This window comes from Microvirga sp. P4_A5 (assembly GCF_056402495.1).
In genome coordinates, this window is record NZ_JBFUHH010000098.1 from 1 (window position 1) to 15,096 (window position 15,096).

Sequence of the window (15,096 nt, forward strand, 5' to 3'; positions counted from 1 at the left end):
ACGGTCTACGAGCGCCTCCGCCGCGGGTGAGAAGCGATGGCCCCACCTGACCGATTTTGTCCAGCGTTGTCAGCATCTTATCGGCCGTCGGGAGACCGCCGGCGGTTGAACTCCGTAAAACCAAAAAGCTGCTATCTCCCGAATCGGACCTCGTGTCCGCCTCTGTCATCCCGAGACCCCGATTGACCCAAGGAGACGATCCCGATGACTCAGATGAGCTTCGATTTTCCAGCAGCGGCAACGTTGAAGTTGCCGTTGAACCGGTGTCGGCGTCTCCGCGTCGCAAGGCGCGGTAATTCGGATTCCGATGCGGTCAGCATCGATGCCGACGGCACCGCTCATTATGCGGTGGCAGAAGGCACGGCGGCAGGATCGACGACTTGGGCCGAGTGGAACTTCGACTTCGCCGCCACAACGCTGACTGCTGGCAATGACGAAGCCTTCACCTTCAAGCTGATGGTGGACCGCGATCCGACGGCGGCTGTCAACTTGGTCGAATATACGCCTGGCGACAATCCGGCTCGATTCTTCCAGAACTCAGTCAACTCCGGCTTCATCGACACCGATCTGGCAACCGCAGGTGCTCAGTACTATGGGTTCGCGGATGGCCAGTTCGATGTGATGCTACAAGCCTTCGACGGTACGACACTCGTCGCGCAAAACAAGGTCGTGGTGCACGTCGGCGATCTGGACGATACAGGAAATGGATCGTTCTACATCCTGCTGGCTGACGGTTTGCCGAAATGATTTTAGCCGACCCAGGCCTTTCTCACGCTCCGTGCATTCGGGCTGAACCATCGTTTCCGAAATACCACGCTTCGTCCAGAATTCCGACCTCGCGGGCTGCAGCCTCAAAGATCGTTCGGGCATTCTGGACTGCGCCTTGCCAGTTATCGCGTCGTGACACGCTTTCATGGCAGCCTTGCAGGTCGGATCGCCAAGAGCCGACTTCGGCCAGTCGTAGAGCAGCGCCTCCGCCGCCTCGTCTGCCCGCGAGATGGTTTTCGGACATTCGCGTGGACCCGAATTGGAACAGGCGAGGAGAACCTAAGATCGGCCATGGCGGATCATAACACGCAGAGGACGGGATGCCTGTCGCGAGTTTGCCTTAACCCTTTTGTTTAGGTTTGGGTGGCATCATGGAGCGGGGATGATCGGTCCCTTCCTATCCTTATGGAAATGAGTAACCTGCGCTTCTCATCTTCGGATAGAAGGGCAGCGACGGCGTTATCCTGGACGCCTCTAACAGTCCTCGGAATCGAAAGTGCCAGAAGCTCGGTCGCCCCGTCTTGCCGTCCTGATTGACGCCGACAATGCCTCAGCGCGAATCGCTGACGGCCTCTTTGAGGAAATCGCGAAAATCGGGGAAGCCAGCGTCCGCCGCATCTATGGAGATTTTTCAGGGGCGCGCCTAAAGTCGTGGGCTGACATTCTGGCGAAGCATGCGATCAGTCCACAGCAGCACTTTGCCTACACATCGGGTAAGAATTCCTCTGATATCGCACTTGTCATAGATGCGATGGACCTGTTGCACAGTGGTTTGTTTGAAGGTTTCTGCCTTGTTTCCTCCGACAGCGATTTCACGCGTCTGGCTGGACGCATCAGGGAACAGGGCATTGATGTCATTGGTTTCGGGGAGCAGAAGACCCCGGAGAGCTTCCGCCAAGCGTGCCGCCGCTTCATTTATACCGAGAACCTGATCCAAGTGACCCGAGCGACAAATCGTGAGGCAGGCAGGGCTTCCAAGGCGCTACGCCCTCTTGGCGACGCCACACCCGTTCTCCGAAGAGCAATCGCGCAGATGGACAGCGAGGACGGTTGGGTCGCCCTCGGAGTTCTGGGACAGAGGCTCGCCACCATCGCGTCGGATTTTGATGCTCGTACATACRGCTATCGAAAACTGAGTGATCTGGTCCGCGAGACAGATGCGTTTGAGGTAAGCCAAGGAGAGGGAGGGAGGCTGCGCGTCCGACCAAAGGAAGAGCCATCCAAACGACGATCCCGCAAATCCTGAAGAGCGCGGAAAGTAGCTACTCCTCAAAGGCAGAGATAATGAAGTCGATCCTTGTCATGGTGATCGTTTTGATGGACGCCCTGGCCAGCCCGCCAGCGATCACTACGGTAGAATTTAATAGCGAAACTGCCTGTCTGAAGGCCGCAGCGGATATCGAAGCGACGGTGACCAAGATGGAGGCCAATGCTCTCGTGACAGCGCGCTGCTATGAAAAGGGTGGATAATTGCCGCCAAGCGTGTGCTTTTTGAGCGGGTTCTCCGACGCCGTTATCGAAGCCACGCAGTGGCGGACAAGATCGAGACGATAGACATTGCGAACCCGATATTATGCCAGAGGGCCGCGCGCCGTTCCGACCTGTGCGTCACCTCTTCGGCTTCTTCGGTGAGCGGAATCTTCAGCGAGGTTCTGAGACGTTTTCGGGCGTGCCACGCCATACCGTGGAGAAGGACGGACAAGGCCCCAAGGAGAATGGCCAAGATCAAAAACGCCTGGGGCACGTCAGAAATCAGCACGAGCGTCTATCAGGCTGACGCGGCTCGGATCGGTTCGGGTGTGAATGGCGAGCGCTCGACGATACGGACCTCGGCAGCCGCGCCGACCGACCGCAATCCCTCAAGAACCATCGTCAATTGTTCGGATATGATCGCATTGCGGGCATCATCGACGGTTCGGAACTCCAGCATGGTGATCGTGTCCGGGCTTGTTCCGTCAGCCGTGCGATAGGCCACAAAGGACACGGCCCCGGAAGTTTGCAGAAGCTGACTAATCCAGTCCCTGACCCGCTGGTTGTATTCGTTCCAATGCAACGTGTCGGTTGGACGGTCATACTGAAACATGACGTAGGCCATCACTGCCTCCCAAAGTTTACGCTATCACAGCACAGGGGACCGTTCTTTCACAGGGCTAATAGGATGGCGGTTTGCCACGGTCAGCCGGATCGGTGGGGATCACAGCAGTCTTCGGCGCGCGGCGGAAGGTAGAGATCGGGAAATAGTTTTGAAAGTCCTCGTCTTCTGACTTTCCCGTCTTCGGAAGTAGAAAAACTATTCTAAGCCCCGACCGCTCTATGGCCGCAGCCCTGGCCCCGGCATCGGCGGGGGTGTTAAACTGAACATTGGCCGAACGCGCCGGTCAGTCCGAACTTTCTGGGGTCCGCCCTCGACCAGAAAATTACGATAACCCGCCTCACCGTCGATCAGGACGATAAAATGCCCGACGTTTTGTATGGTACTCCGTCGCGGCGGCTGGGTAGTTGAAAGAGTATCCAGCCGTGAAACGGTAATTGGAAACCTGGGCAAATCTGCACTTGGGATTATGCGGGCTTTGAGGCCAACTGGAGCCTTGCGGCAGGACAGGTCCACCTACGAACTTCCATTTACCTACTACTTGAATTGAAATTTCGGGGATCAGTCCCCTCACGGCCTGGGCAAAGGCCATCATGGCTCGCTGGAAAGGACCGGGAACGCTGCTCGTCGTGACCCATGGGGCCAACATCCAGGCTCTCGCCGGGCGCAATCCGGATTCGGGCGAGGTTGTCGTGGTGGCGGTTCACGATGAAGCCATTCGGGAGATCGGCCGCATCCCCGCTCCCGTGCCATAAGCACAAGCCCTAAGCCCTAAATGTGTGGATTAGTACTGTTGCTGAAAGCGCCATCCTCGTCGCCCGTCTCACATCAGGTCCATTGAGCTAACTGACAATCAGCTTTGCCGAGCAGGACGGCATGTGGATTGGTCATACTGGCGGCTATCTCAGATTACCAGACACAAAAGACAGGCGGGTTCGCACACTTATGAGCCGAAGCGCGGCAAGGTCATCGAGAATTGATCGGCCTGATTGAGAAGGAAAAGCCATGCAGAGACATTACGTCATTGCAGTCACCGCTGCGGTTCTGTTGGCAGCAGCGGTCATCTATTTCTGGTCTACCCGGAAGGCCGAAGCCGAGGGATGCTACGTGCCGCGGTACAGCTATGCGGATTTCGTTTCACCTGCGAGAGCAACCACTCGAGGACATCATAGGTCGCCAGTGGACAAGCGACTGTGTGCGGATTTCGGAGCGGCATCAGCAATCGCTGAGTAGCCTAAAACGGGCCGAGGGCGTGTTCACTGACTCTGGACAGGCCGAGCGTGCTGTGCGTTCGATGGCCTCGGCCGACGACGAAGCTATCGGGAGGCGGTCTATGTGGTCGAACAGGGATCGCAAGTGTCGCCGATATCGATACTGCAATCACCGAAGGTCCCGGGATGCGCTGGTCCATCAAGGGTCCCCACATGACCTATCATCTGGGTCGCGGCGCGGGTGGCATCGCGCATTATCTTGACCATCTCGATCCCAGTCAGGAGCGCCGATGGAGACGCTCGGCCATCCGAAGCTGAGCGAGGACGTGAAGGCCGCGATCGTCGCCGGGGTGGAAGTTGAATCACAAGGACGCTCCATCGCCGATCTCGAACGGCAAAGAGACCGGCTTCTCGTTGAAATCTTGAATCTCAAGAGCAGGATCGTGGCATGAAAGGGCCCGTCGTCGTCACTGCAGCGCGGAATGGTGCGAGGCGGATGAAGAAGGATCATCCGCATATCCCGCTCACGATCCAGGAGACGGCCCGTGCGTCAGCGCGTTGCGTGGAGGCCGGGCAGCCATGATCCACGTCCATGTGCGAGATGCGAATGGCACTCACATTCTCAACGCCGATGCCTACCGCGATGTCCCGCGTGAGATCCGCAGGGACGCAGGCGCCGACGTGATCGTCGAGGTCAGACCGAAGCCGTGGGACGCTACACGCCGCGACAGCAGATGGACGTGGTCGACGCGGTGCGTCCCGAAGCTCTTTCCATTGGCCTCCGCGAATTGATGCCTGGTCTCGACGATGAGGCGGTGGGCAGCACGTTTCTACACAGGCTCTCGAAGACCCCATGCCTTGTGCAGCACATCTTGTCCGACGCAGATGACGTAAGGCGTTTCCGAGCCCTTGTCGCGACCGGCGCCATTCCGACGCGCCAGGCCAGCGTTCTGTTCGTGCTCGGGCGATATACCGAGGAACAGCAATCGGACCCGTCCGATATCCTTCCTTTTCTGAACGCCTGGGGTTTTGACCTCCCATAGGCTGTTTGCGCTTTCGGCCGCAAGGAGACCGCCTGCGTGGTCGCAGCCGCTGCTTCGGGGGGCATGGCAGGGTGGGCGAGAACAATCTCCACCTTCCCGATGGAACGAGGGCGCCCGACAACGCGGCCCTCGTGCATGCCTTCGTATCCGCTATCGCCGGAATCGGATTGCCGATTGCCACAGCGGATGAAGCGCGACGGGTTCTATCAGGAGAGTAATCAGCTTCTTTGCGAAATACTCCCGCTTTACGGTTCGGTTTGTCTTCCGCGTAAGGCAAAGGTCGGTCGCGTATCTGCCCTTTCTCGACACTCGATGGGCTGCGGGATGCCGCAATGGGGCCGAACCCAAGCGCGGCTTGAGGGCACACGAGTTCCATGGTTCGCTCCGGGAGTGGGTAACGCGACGCGGTGTCGGAAAAAGCCTCGTTGCCGGGGAGGATTTCGCGTCCGGGTTCGCCGAGGCGCTCGGACGCGACTTGGTAGGGCACAACTGATACGATTGAATGAGTGGCGGCCGTCGCGATAACGATTATCTCGCAGGTGACATCGCCCTCACTACAATCATGAATTGGTCTTAACCCAAGCACGGCAAAATCCATACTGATGGTCCGTCCAAGCTCATGACGCTGCTCGTCTACATGAAAGACGAGTGGGAGCAGGACGAGGGTGATCGGCTGGGTTTGTACAACGGAAAGGACTACGAACCCTTTGCACTGGAAGTGCCTCCGACCCTGGGTGGCAGGTTTGCCTTAGACGCTAGGGATGGAATGGCAAAGGATTGCGACATAGCCGTCGCCGAAGGCTCGCACGGACGGGCCCAGAGAACTCGCTTGACGTGAGGAGGGAGATGTCGGCCGCTTGCCTCAGGGTCCGCTTGCCGCCTGTCCCGGCTCCATCCCACCTCCATGGTCTTGCTCCTCGGTGAGGAGGCTATTCCAAGTGAATTTCGCGAAGACCAAAACCCTCCTTGCCGTGGGTGAGCCAGACTTCCCCCTGCCCGAGCATCATTCCCTTATCTCGAACGAACAGTGTCTCAAAGGTTGCTTTGGCCGCGACCTTCTGCAGGCGGGAATCGAGAATGATCTCATCAGCCGAATGAAGCTGCTCGGGGTTGCGGAGTATCCGCCTGATCTTGCCGCTGATGGTCAGCGGATATTGAACCACACGGGCGATTAGTGAGATGTCGCCGGAGCGAAAGGCCGCCTTCAGGATCCGGAAGCTGTAATAGGCGGACAGGGGGTCAAACCCCAGGTCGCGGTAGCTCGCCACCAGCTCGGGGGAAAGTTTTGGCGCAGTGAAGTGACCTGGCGTCGACGGTCTGATCGGCACCCCGATATACCGACGCAACTCGCCAGCAAGAACCTCCAACGCGGTATGGCGGTCGATGAGCACCCTCAATTTGGACGATTGAGAGATCGACCGGTCCGCCTCCTCCCCGCGCTTGCTGTCTGAGACCGTTCGACCGCCCGCGTCCTCGAGTTGGGTGCGCGCTATCCACAATCGTTCCTCCACCTCTGCAAGGACCTGTTCGCTGCCCGGTTTGTAACCAGGTCCTCTCGCAATGTCAGCCGGCAAAGCCTTCAAGGCTTCCCGCGACATAGGCGCGGTGTCGATTTTGAATGTTCGACCGTAGACCGCAACAAAGTACGGTTCGGAATGCGCGGGTAGGGCGGCCTGCAGGGCCATCAGGCCAACGCAAAGCCAAATTAGCTTGGGAAGGAAGCCAAGCATGACTGCATCTGCCAACTCCGTCGGCCAGCAGCTTACACCTGTTCCTGCATTCCGGACCCTGAATTCGAGGGAAGATCAGGGAGGGCAACTCCGCTGCCGGTGGGGCTATTTGTCGGACGATGACAACATTAACATGACACAAGGGGCACCAGGAGAGCGTTGAGTGGCGTGTAGATTGATACCGCGTCTGCAATGGATAGTTGGACGACCAAGATGCCCATCGCGATTGCAATTCTTATCGGCGACATAGCTACTATTCCGGTCTAAGCCCTTCCCTTGCAGCGATTGCCGACGCGAAGAGGCCATGCCATTCGGTGTGGTCCGCGCCATCGATGCCGTCCTTCAGCGGATGGGGAGCATTGCGTCGCGGCCGGAACACGTGGCTCGAACTCTGGCCCTTGCCGCCGCCCGGCTGGAGCGAAGTGGCAGGCCTGAAAGCCTGCTCGTTCACTTCGCCGCCGAAAGACTGTCGAAAAAACCTAGAGTTCTTCAGCCGTTCCAACAATGACGGGCGGCGGCTTCCGGATGCCTCGGCAATACCGCCCGGATCAAAAAATCGCGTTGCAAGGGAGAGGCCCGGTTTAATCGGCCCAGTGACGATGAGTCTTCCAGTCAGTGGTCTCGTCCATGGCAACGAAGCTCGGCCCTATCAGAATTCAGGCAGGCCACTCTTACGAATTCACAATCCAGTCGGCACTCAGTGGCGCCGCGCCCGTGACCACCTCGGGATCGCCAAAAACACTCCCACATTCACCCACCGGACGGTTCAAGGTAATCAGGATCGATCCCTACTCGTAGCGCCGGGACACCAGTTGCAAGAACAGCTGGGCGGCATTGGCTCCGAAGGGCAGATATCCAAGTTCGTCGATGATCAACAACTTCGGCCGTGACAGGATCGTCAACTGCTTGTGGAGCGAGCCGTCGCTGTGGGCCTTGGCCAACATCGCGACCAGCGTGGCTGCCGTGACGAACTGCACGTTACAATTCCGGCGGATGGTCTCGCGGCCAAGGCTCACGGCAAGATGGGTCTTGACTGTGCCCGGTGGGCCAAGGGACAGGATTTGTTCGCCCTGGGCGATCCAGCGGCAGGTCGCAGGCTCCCTGATCTGCCTGTAATCCAGCGATGGCTGCGCGTCGAAGTCGAAGCCGTCGAGTTCCCGCACGAACGGGAACTGAGCCAGCTTGCTCCACATCAATATCCGCCACTCGTCACGCCGCGCGATCTCGCGCGACACCAGGAAAGCCAACGCCTCGCGCAAGGTCATCTTCGAGCGTGCCTCATCCAGCAGCGTGTCGAGTTGGTCGCGGATTGCCGTCAGCTTCAACCGGTCGAGTGTCGCGACCAGCATGTCGTGATCCACGGTCGTCATCACCAGCCTCCCCCGACAACCGCCTCGTATTCCGCCCGCGGCCGCAGCAAGGCGGAGGGAGCAATCCCGACGGGTGCGGCTGTGCGCACTGGTCCCTCGGCGCCAGCCACGCCGACAAAATGCGCCCGGTCCACGACCCGTTGTCGGCGGCCCTGGCATTGGGAATGATCGGCCACCACCCGGCCCGCATGACGGATGATGACGCGACCGGCCGGAACCGCGACCCGAACGCTCTCTCCGATCCGGCGCCAGGGCACTGAGTAGCTATTCGCATCGAGGTCGATCGTCCGCCTGAACCTTGCGCACCAGATCACGGAGTTGTCCGAACGGCGCCCGGCCGGCAAGCGGACGAGGCGTGCCGGCCTCAGCAGCAAAACGTTCCGCCGGCGCGACGCCGGTCGTGCCATGCTCCCGCTGGTCGGCAATCTCGCGCGTCCACCGATCCAGGTACGACAAAGCCGGCCAGTGTTTGAAGGCCACCATTTCTCAAGTCAGGGCAAAAGAGCCGATCGCAATCAGTACGGCCAAAACAGCAAAACGGGAGAAGCGCCTAAGCTTCACCCTGCGAAAATATCTGACACCTTTTCAAAGCGGCTCTTGAGACGTCGCAGTTCCGTTTTGGCATCACGTCGTTCGTGAACGCTCCACAGTCTAGTGACCTTTCTCACGCCTCGCTCATCACTCCACAATAGGAAAAATATACCATGAATCAGGTAAATGGCTACGCTTGTGCCACTCACGGTGTGAACCGGTGAGGTTCGGCGGCGGATGCGGGTTCATTCGCAGCATTGCGGCCAAGGTTTGCTCAAGGTTAAGACTTGTGGTCGTAAGCTTCAGGCCCTGAATTGTAGGAGCCTCACGATGCGTACGCTCAGTCTCTCGTTCGCCGTGCTTGTGTCGGCCTCAGTGCTTGCCCCGTTCTTAATCGTGTCGGCGTACGCGGCCAGCATTTTAGTTTCAGCCGTGATGCTCCCCTGAGCTATGACGTGTGGAGCGGTACGGAGGGCAATAAGGCGAAGGATTTTTTCTAGGAAGGGAACGCGCTCTTTCCTAAGGTGTCGAACTTTGGCGAGGCGGATACGCCGCTTTGTGTTGAGCTTGCTAAAATCCGCAGCCATCGCTCGCTGCTCAATTCGGCTCGTAGCATGATCACCTAGCAGAAACTCTGGGTTTTTGGACCTTCAATCCAAATTTGCGCCGGAACCCGGAGCGGTCCTTCTGGTGCACGCAGATCATGCAGGAGGAATCTGTCGAGATCTGGAAGAAATACAAGAACAAGCCTCGCGTACCATACTGAGGGAATACAAGACGCCGTCCTGCGGGCCGGCTCCTCAGCACGAGGGAGGTGATCTCAAGGCATGAGGGTTACCAGCGCCAGCCTTCCTCTTGCTGAGGAGCGAAGCGATTTGCATCAGCGAAGCGTTCTCGCGGTTCAAGACGGGTTTCCCGCTTTACGCTGGCTTATTCCGGCAGATACGATCTAGAAACAGATGCGCGCGAGATACTCGCGACCTCAGGCGGAGATTTTTCATGAAACAGCATGCGATTAGCCGTTTCACGGTTCCGGAAATCGTCGACATGCCCGACGACATCCGCGACAGAATCCTCGCCGTCCAGGAAAAGTCGGGTTTCGTTCCCAACGTGTTTCTGGTCCTCGCCCGTCGGCCGGATGAATTTCGGGCGTTTTTTGCCTATCACGACGCGCTCATGGACAAGCCTGGCAATCTGACCAAGGCTGAGCGGGAGATGATCGTGGTGGCGACGAGCAACGCCAATCAGTGCCAGTATTGCGTTGTTGCCCATGGCGCAATCCTGCGCATTCGCGCCAAAGACCCGCTGATCGCCGACCAGGTCGCCATCAATTACCGCAAGGCCGATATCACCGAGAGGCAAAGGGCGATGCTGGACTTCGCCATGAAAGTCTCGGCCGAAGCCTATGCCGTAGGCGATGCCGACTTCGCGGCCTTGAACGCCCACGGTTTCGGCGATGAAGACCTTTGGGACATCGCCGCCATCGCGGCATTCTTCGGCATGTCGAACCGACTGGCGAATGTCACCAACATGCGGCCGAACGACGAATTTTATTTGCTCGGTCGGGGCGGATAGCCGATGCCGCGAAGACGGGGCGTGTGCGTCAGAACCAGTTCTCTTATGGAGTGTCAGCGATGACCAAACAGAAAGCGCATCGCATCGTGTTGGCTTCGCGGCCGGATGGGGCACCGACGGCGGACAATTTCCGATTTGAGGAATCGGAACTGCCTCCCGTACAGGATGGTGAAGTTCTCCTGCGGGTCGTGTACCTCTCGCTCGATCCCTATATGCGCGGCCGTATGAACGCCGCGAAGTCATATGCAGCGCCAACCGAAATCGGCGCGGTGATGGACGGCGGAACCGTTGCGCGGGTTCTCGAGTCGCGGCATCCGGACTACGGGACGGGCGACCTGGTTCTCTCACATTCCGGCTGGCAAACCCATGCCGTCGCCAATGCCGCCGGGCTCCGAAAGCTCGATCCTGCCGTCGCGCCGCCGTCAACGGCGCTGGGTATCCTCGGCATGCCGGGGTTCACCGCCTACGCGGGTTTGCTGACGATCGGAAAACCGGCCGCGGGAGAGACGGTCGTCGTGGCTGCGGCCAGTGGCGCAGTCGGCGCCGCAGTCGGGCAAATTGCCCGGCTGAAAGGCGCCCGCGCCGTCGGGATAGCGGGCGGTCCGGAAAAGTGTGCGTTCGTCCGGGAGCAACTCGGCTTTGACGCGGTCGTCGATCACCGGTCGCCGGATTTCGCAGCCCGGTTGAGGGATGCCTGCTCAAGGGGCATCGACGTTTATTTCGAGAACGTCGGTGGCGCTGTGTGGGACGGCGTCTTCCCGCTCCTCAACGATTTTGCCCGCATTCCGGTCTGCGGTCTCATCGCGCAGTACAACGAGATGGGCTCCTTTCAGGGTCCGGACCGCCTGCCGCTCCTGATGCGGGACGTTCTCTCAAAGAGCCTCTTGATCCGTGGCTTCATCCAGCGGGAATTTTCCGATCAGCGACCGGTCTTCTATCGGGACATGGCGCAGTGGATATCCGAAGGGCAAATCCGATACCGCGAAGACTTCGTCGACGGCCTCGAGCGGGCGCCGGCCGCCTTTATGGGCCTCCTGCAGGGACGCAATTTCGGCAAGCTGATTGTCCGGATCTCGCCTGAACACGATCAATGACGGTGCCCTCTGCCTCGACAAGCCCCTTATCGAACATACGGTACACTCCTGTGGAATGCCCTGCAGGAGTATCTCGGCCGCCCCTTCGTGTTTAATCAGCCTTCTATCGACCTGATCCTCAACGCATGCCTGCGACCCTGGAACTGGCCTTCGTCGCACCGTTCCTGTCGCTCGCTATCGGCATTCCGCTCGGCCTGTGGTCGGGGCTGCGGCCCAACACGGTGCTCGACGAGACCGACATGATGGTCAATCCTCGGCTTTAGCCTGCCGAATTTCTGACTGGGCACGATGCTGATCATGATCTTCTCGGTCTGGCTCGGCTGGCTGCCGTCCACCGGGCGCGGAGAGGTTGGCACCGTCCTCGGCATCAGTGCTAGCCTGACATCCTAGTGCGGGATCAGCCACCCGATCCTGCCGGCCTTCAATCTCGCCCTGTTCAAAATTTACCTTCGCTCCTGGCGAGACATCCAAGACCATCTCAATCCAGACCACAGAGGATGCGTTGTTTGAAGGGAACGAGACCTTCAATCTGCTCCTGTCGGCCTCGGGTGGCACACTTGCCGATGCAAGCGGTGTTGGTGTCATCCTCAATGATGACCTTGATGGCCCGGTCGATAATCGGTCGGGGCACCAACAAGAGCGATTTCATCCAAGGCTCGTTCAAGGACGACAGAATCAATGGCCGGAATGRCAACGATACGATCTTCGGCAACGGCGGCAACGACCGCCTGAATGGCGACAATGGCAATGATAGAATCTTTGGTGGGAATGGAAATGATCGTCTGAATGGAGCGAACGGCAATGACCTCCTCGTTGGAGGCAATGGCAATGATCGCCTGAATGGGGAGAACGGCAACGACCGGCTCTCTGGTGGCGAAGGCAACGATCATCTGAGGGGCGGCAATGGTGGTGATGCGTTCGTGTTCGACACCGAGCCAAACCGCTTCACGAACCGGGGCAAGATCGCGGACTTCGATGTGCGGAATGATTCGGTCTATCTCGACAACGCCGTCTTCGCGGAGCTTGGAAGCAAGGGCAGCCTTGGCAGCCTGGCCAAGCTCAACAAGGCTTTCTTCACGATCGGCAGCGCGGCGAAGGATGCCAACAATCATGTCATCTATGACAGGAAGAAAGGCATCTTGTTGTATGACGCAGATGGAAGAGACGGCGAAGCGGCTGTCGAATTCGCTTCGGTCAACAAGAACCTGAAGATGACGGCGGCGGACTTTTTCGTGATCTGATCGCAAAGATAGAAGAAATGCCCCGGATCATTCCGGGGCGTTTCTGTTTGGCTCACGAGTCAATTGCCGCTCGCTGCTCTTCGATGGAGGGTTTGATAGCTGTAGTTGATGAATCGAGTGCTGTTAGGGTGATAAGCGCTCGGATTGCGGTGGTACAGGCGTTGTCCCATCCTGTTCGGCGGCACCGGCTCTCTTCTCCTAGACTGATCGAAAAACCGTCTGCGAATTACGCACGACCTTTCGTCGATCTCGTAAGGCGCACGACCACCCATCTCTGTCTCCCTCTCCCATCAGACGGGCGTACTGGGCCTCGGGCATCCCATAGCCGTGGTCGGCGAGCTTCTCCAGACCCGGTTGGCCACGGATGCGGGCCATGGCCCTCCGATAGGTCGGGCAGCCGCTTGGAAACCCACCTTCTCGACCGCGACAGGGGGCGGACCGGCAACAGCTGTTTCAGCCGATCCTTCTGTTGCGAAGACGATGAGACACCCGATGACCGCTGTGACGTGAAAACGCATGGCACACCGCTCCTGTGTCCCACCATCGCCGCCACCATCCACACGCAGCTTGGTCCCTTGGAGGGTCCGGTTCCCATCCACGACATCGCCCGGGCTCTCGACATCAGCCACATCCACGTCGCGAAGATAAATGGATTCGTCGGCGCCCTCATCACCCAGCCGGAAAGGGATATCGGGACTATTCTGGTTCGTGCGCTGGACAGCCTGCGCCGCCAACGCTTCACCATTGCCCACGAGCCTGGTCACTTCCTCTGCTCCTGGCATCAATCGACGGATCCGGGCGGTTTCGCATGCCGAAGCGAGGATCTGTGGCTCTCGGAGCGCCCTGCCGACGATCACCATCGTCGCCAGGAGGCAGAAGCCAATAACTTTGCCATCGAACTCCTGGCGCCGATCAACCGGGTGCGGCCATTCCTTCAAGGTCTCCCCGATCTTGAACACGTCGTCAGACTTTCCAACGAGCTGGACATCAGCCGTCAGGCTGCCGTTGGGCGTTTTGTAAGCCTGCACTCCAGACGGCTGGCGTTTGTCGTTAGCCAGGATGCCGATTGCGACTATGTTGTTCGGGCTGGAGGGTTTCCGGCGCTGCGGGTTGCCAAGGGGCGCCGTTTGCCGAAGCTACCCTCGCCTGCTCGCGCATCAGGATTGTCCGCCGTGGAAAGCGCTGATGCGGCCGGCTGGATCACAACGCCTATCAATGGCTTGCTGAAAGTACAGTCCCTGCATCAGCAGGACCGCTACGCTATCACTCTCCTGCACCTCGGGGGCGATGAATTCGGTGGCGAAAGTGATGGCGCGCTTATGGACTTCCGAATGTAGAATGGCAACTTTCCCCGGCGCGACTTATTTCGGCCGACGATCCAAGTCCCGCGCCGTGCAGTGCGGCGCGGTGATCCTGCTACGATGAACAGATGCAGCCGTTAAAACGCAGCAGCCCTCGCCATCTACGGCGGACGCGATGTGGTCTCATCCTGCACGAGCTTCCGAAAAGGTTCTGCACGGAGACCATCGCTACGTTCTTGAGACTTCGTACTGAAGCCTGCCTTGCAAGCCTCTTCTGTCTCTGAAAGTTCAGGGTTGTCGTTCGAAACAAAAGGCCCCGGATCGCTCCAGGGCCTTCGTAGACGAAGTATTTGAGTTACGCGGCGGGCGTCGTCAGAAGCCCATGCCGCCCATGCCGCCCATGCCGCCACCGCCTGGCATAGCAGGAGCTGCTTCCTTGCTCGGAGCGTCAGCCACCATGGCTTCGGTGGTGATCAGAAGACCGGCGACCGAGGCTGCGCCTTGGAGGGCCGAGCGGACGACCTTTGCGGGGTCGACGATACCAGCCTGGAGCATGTCACCAAACTCTTCGGTCTGGGCGTTGAAGCCGTAGGTCTCGGAGTTGTTCTCGAGGATCTTGCCGACCACGATGGAGCCTTCGACGCCGGCGTTCTCGACGATCTGGCGGATGGGGGCCTCAAGCGCGCGCAGCACGATGTTGATTCCCGCTCTTACGTCCGCATTGTCTGACGTGAGCTTTCCGACAGCAGTCTTGGCGCGCAGCAGAGCGACGCCGCCGCCGGGAACGATGCCTTCTTCAACGGCCGCCTTGGTGGCGTGCATGGCATCGTCGACGCGATCCTTCTTCTCCTTGACCTCGATCTCGGTCGAACCGCCGACGCGGATGATCGCGACGCCGCCTGCAAGCTTGGCGAGGCGCTCCTGGAGCTTCTCACGGTCGTAGTCCGAGGTGGTTTCCTCGATCTGCGCCTTGATCTGCGCGACGCGGGCTTCGATGTCCTTCTTCTGGCCGGCGCCGTCGATGACCGTGGTGTTTTCTTTCTCGATGCGGACGCGCTTGGCGCGGCCGAGCATGTCGAGGGTGACGGTCTCGAGCTTGATGCCGAGGTCTTCGGAGATGACCTGGCCGGCGGTGAGGAC

General features: G+C 59.2%; 16 protein-coding genes and 4 pseudogenes. 13 read left to right on the plus strand and 7 right to left on the minus strand.

All coding sequences use genetic code 11. The annotated features are described in order from the left end of the window. The first annotated feature begins 204 nt into the window (after positions 1-204). Positions 205-747, plus strand: a complete 543-nt coding sequence (locus tag AC1DVM_RS19025) for a hypothetical protein (RefSeq protein WP_477256992.1) — start codon at positions 205-207, stop codon at positions 745-747. A 141-nt stretch (positions 748-888) separates the two neighbouring features. Here AC1DVM_RS19025 and AC1DVM_RS19030 read toward each other — a convergent pair. Next, positions 889-999: pseudogene (locus AC1DVM_RS19030) on the minus strand (hypothetical protein); the annotation flags it as partial. 265 nt (positions 1,000-1,264) lie between these two features. Between AC1DVM_RS19030 and AC1DVM_RS19035 the strand changes: the two are divergent. Both AC1DVM_RS19035 and AC1DVM_RS19040 read left to right on the plus strand, forming a co-directional pair. Then, positions 1,265-2,014, plus strand: coding sequence for an NYN domain-containing protein (locus AC1DVM_RS19035; RefSeq protein ID WP_477256994.1), 750 nt, complete (start codon positions 1,265-1,267; stop codon positions 2,012-2,014). A 38-nt stretch (positions 2,015-2,052) separates the two neighbouring features. Further along, entirely contained in the window at positions 2,053-2,238 is a 186-nt protein-coding gene (locus tag AC1DVM_RS19040) for a hypothetical protein (RefSeq protein ID WP_477256996.1), read from the plus strand. 298 nt (positions 2,239-2,536) lie between these two features. Here AC1DVM_RS19040 and AC1DVM_RS19045 read toward each other — a convergent pair whose 3' ends face one another. Continuing rightward, positions 2,537-2,863, minus strand: coding sequence for a hypothetical protein (locus AC1DVM_RS19045; RefSeq protein ID WP_477256998.1), 327 nt, complete (start codon positions 2,861-2,863; stop codon positions 2,537-2,539). A gap of 590 nt (positions 2,864-3,453) precedes the next feature. Between AC1DVM_RS19045 and AC1DVM_RS19050 the strand changes: the two genes are divergently transcribed. The 5 genes and pseudogenes from AC1DVM_RS19050 to AC1DVM_RS19070 all read left to right on the plus strand — a co-directional run bounded on the left by AC1DVM_RS19050 (position 3,454) and on the right by AC1DVM_RS19070 (position 5,332). Then, entirely contained in the window at positions 3,454-3,615 is a 162-nt protein-coding gene (locus AC1DVM_RS19050) for a hypothetical protein (protein ID WP_477257000.1), read from the plus strand. A 746-nt stretch (positions 3,616-4,361) separates the two neighbouring features. Continuing rightward, on the plus strand, positions 4,362-4,523 hold the full coding sequence (locus AC1DVM_RS19055; protein ID WP_477257001.1) for a hypothetical protein: 162 nt from the start codon (positions 4,362-4,364) through the stop codon (positions 4,521-4,523). Positions 4,524-4,567: 44 nt separating this feature from the next. Then, positions 4,568-4,863: pseudogene (locus tag AC1DVM_RS19060) on the plus strand (3-keto-5-aminohexanoate cleavage protein). Further along, positions 4,779-5,114: a hypothetical protein gene (locus AC1DVM_RS19065; RefSeq protein WP_477257021.1), complete on the plus strand. Its 336-nt coding sequence runs from the start codon at positions 4,779-4,781 to the stop codon at positions 5,112-5,114. Before AC1DVM_RS19060 ends, AC1DVM_RS19065 begins: the two are co-directional and overlap by 85 nt. A gap of 5 nt (positions 5,115-5,119) precedes the next feature. Then, entirely contained in the window at positions 5,120-5,332 is a 213-nt protein-coding gene (locus tag AC1DVM_RS19070) for a 3-keto-5-aminohexanoate cleavage protein (RefSeq protein WP_477257003.1), read from the plus strand. A 711-nt stretch (positions 5,333-6,043) separates the two neighbouring features. Here AC1DVM_RS19070 and AC1DVM_RS19075 read toward each other — a convergent pair. The 4 genes and pseudogenes from AC1DVM_RS19075 to AC1DVM_RS19090 all read right to left on the minus strand — a co-directional run. Then, a complete protein-coding gene (locus AC1DVM_RS19075; RefSeq protein ID WP_477257005.1) occupies positions 6,044-6,844 on the minus strand; it encodes a hypothetical protein in 801 nt (266 codons plus the stop codon). Positions 6,845-7,097: 253 nt separating this feature from the next. Next, positions 7,098-7,295, minus strand: a complete 198-nt coding sequence (locus tag AC1DVM_RS19080; protein ID WP_477257007.1) for a hypothetical protein — start codon at positions 7,293-7,295, stop codon at positions 7,098-7,100. A 262-nt stretch (positions 7,296-7,557) separates the two neighbouring features. Beyond that, positions 7,558-8,214, minus strand: a pseudogene (locus AC1DVM_RS19085) (ATP-binding protein); the annotation flags it as partial. Continuing rightward, positions 8,214-8,664: pseudogene (locus tag AC1DVM_RS19090) on the minus strand (Mu transposase domain-containing protein); the annotation flags it as partial. The pseudogenes AC1DVM_RS19085 and AC1DVM_RS19090, both read right to left, overlap by 1 nt. A gap of 1,080 nt (positions 8,665-9,744) precedes the next feature. Here AC1DVM_RS19090 and AC1DVM_RS19095 point away from each other — a divergent pair. The 5 genes from AC1DVM_RS19095 to AC1DVM_RS19115 all read left to right on the plus strand — a co-directional run bounded on the left by AC1DVM_RS19095 (position 9,745) and on the right by AC1DVM_RS19115 (position 13,992). Further along, entirely contained in the window at positions 9,745-10,320 is a 576-nt protein-coding gene (locus AC1DVM_RS19095) for a peroxidase-related enzyme (protein ID WP_477257009.1), read from the plus strand. Positions 10,321-10,379: 59 nt separating this feature from the next. Beyond that, the gene (locus AC1DVM_RS19100; protein WP_477257011.1) at positions 10,380-11,414 is read left to right on the plus strand and encodes an NADP-dependent oxidoreductase; all 1,035 of its coding nucleotides are present in this window, start codon (positions 10,380-10,382) and stop codon (positions 11,412-11,414) included. Between the two features lie 125 nt (positions 11,415-11,539). Beyond that, positions 11,540-11,677, plus strand: coding sequence for a hypothetical protein (locus AC1DVM_RS19105; RefSeq protein ID WP_477257013.1), 138 nt, complete (start codon positions 11,540-11,542; stop codon positions 11,675-11,677). Between the two features lie 300 nt (positions 11,678-11,977). Further along, positions 11,978-12,655 carry a calcium-binding protein gene (locus AC1DVM_RS19110; RefSeq protein WP_477257019.1) on the plus strand — a complete coding sequence of 226 codons (678 nt, stop codon included), beginning with the start codon at positions 11,978-11,980 and terminating at the stop codon, positions 12,653-12,655. A gap of 401 nt (positions 12,656-13,056) precedes the next feature. Then, positions 13,057-13,992 (plus strand): ImmA/IrrE family metallo-endopeptidase, encoded by a 936-nt coding sequence (locus AC1DVM_RS19115; RefSeq protein ID WP_477257015.1) that lies wholly within the window; start codon positions 13,057-13,059, stop codon positions 13,990-13,992. A 336-nt stretch (positions 13,993-14,328) separates the two neighbouring features. Here AC1DVM_RS19115 and AC1DVM_RS19120 read toward each other — a convergent pair. After that, on the minus strand, positions 14,329-15,096 hold a 768-nt coding region (locus tag AC1DVM_RS19120), incomplete at its 5' end, for a TCP-1/cpn60 chaperonin family protein (protein ID WP_477257017.1).

Excerpts from the sequence above, each read along its gene's own strand:
- AC1DVM_RS19095 (WP_477257009.1), top strand. The coding sequence starts at position 9,745 with ATGAAACAGCATGCGATTAGCCGTTTCACGGTTCCGGAAATCGTCGAC.
- AC1DVM_RS19100 (WP_477257011.1), top strand. The coding sequence starts at position 10,380 with ATGACCAAACAGAAAGCGCATCGCATCGTGTTGGCTTCGCGGCCGGAT.
- AC1DVM_RS19025 (WP_477256992.1), top strand. The coding sequence starts at position 205 with ATGACTCAGATGAGCTTCGATTTTCCAGCAGCGGCAACGTTGAAGTTG.
- AC1DVM_RS19050 (WP_477257000.1), top strand. The coding sequence starts at position 3,454 with ATGGCTCGCTGGAAAGGACCGGGAACGCTGCTCGTCGTGACCCATGGG.
- AC1DVM_RS19040 (WP_477256996.1), top strand. The coding sequence starts at position 2,053 with ATGAAGTCGATCCTTGTCATGGTGATCGTTTTGATGGACGCCCTGGCC.
- AC1DVM_RS19105 (WP_477257013.1), top strand. The coding sequence starts at position 11,540 with ATGCCTGCGACCCTGGAACTGGCCTTCGTCGCACCGTTCCTGTCGCTC.
- AC1DVM_RS19075 (WP_477257005.1), bottom strand. The coding sequence starts at position 6,844 with ATGCTTGGCTTCCTTCCCAAGCTAATTTGGCTTTGCGTTGGCCTGATG.
- AC1DVM_RS19045 (WP_477256998.1), bottom strand. The coding sequence starts at position 2,863 with ATGGCCTACGTCATGTTTCAGTATGACCGTCCAACCGACACGTTGCAT.
- AC1DVM_RS19055 (WP_477257001.1), top strand. The coding sequence starts at position 4,362 with ATGGAGACGCTCGGCCATCCGAAGCTGAGCGAGGACGTGAAGGCCGCG.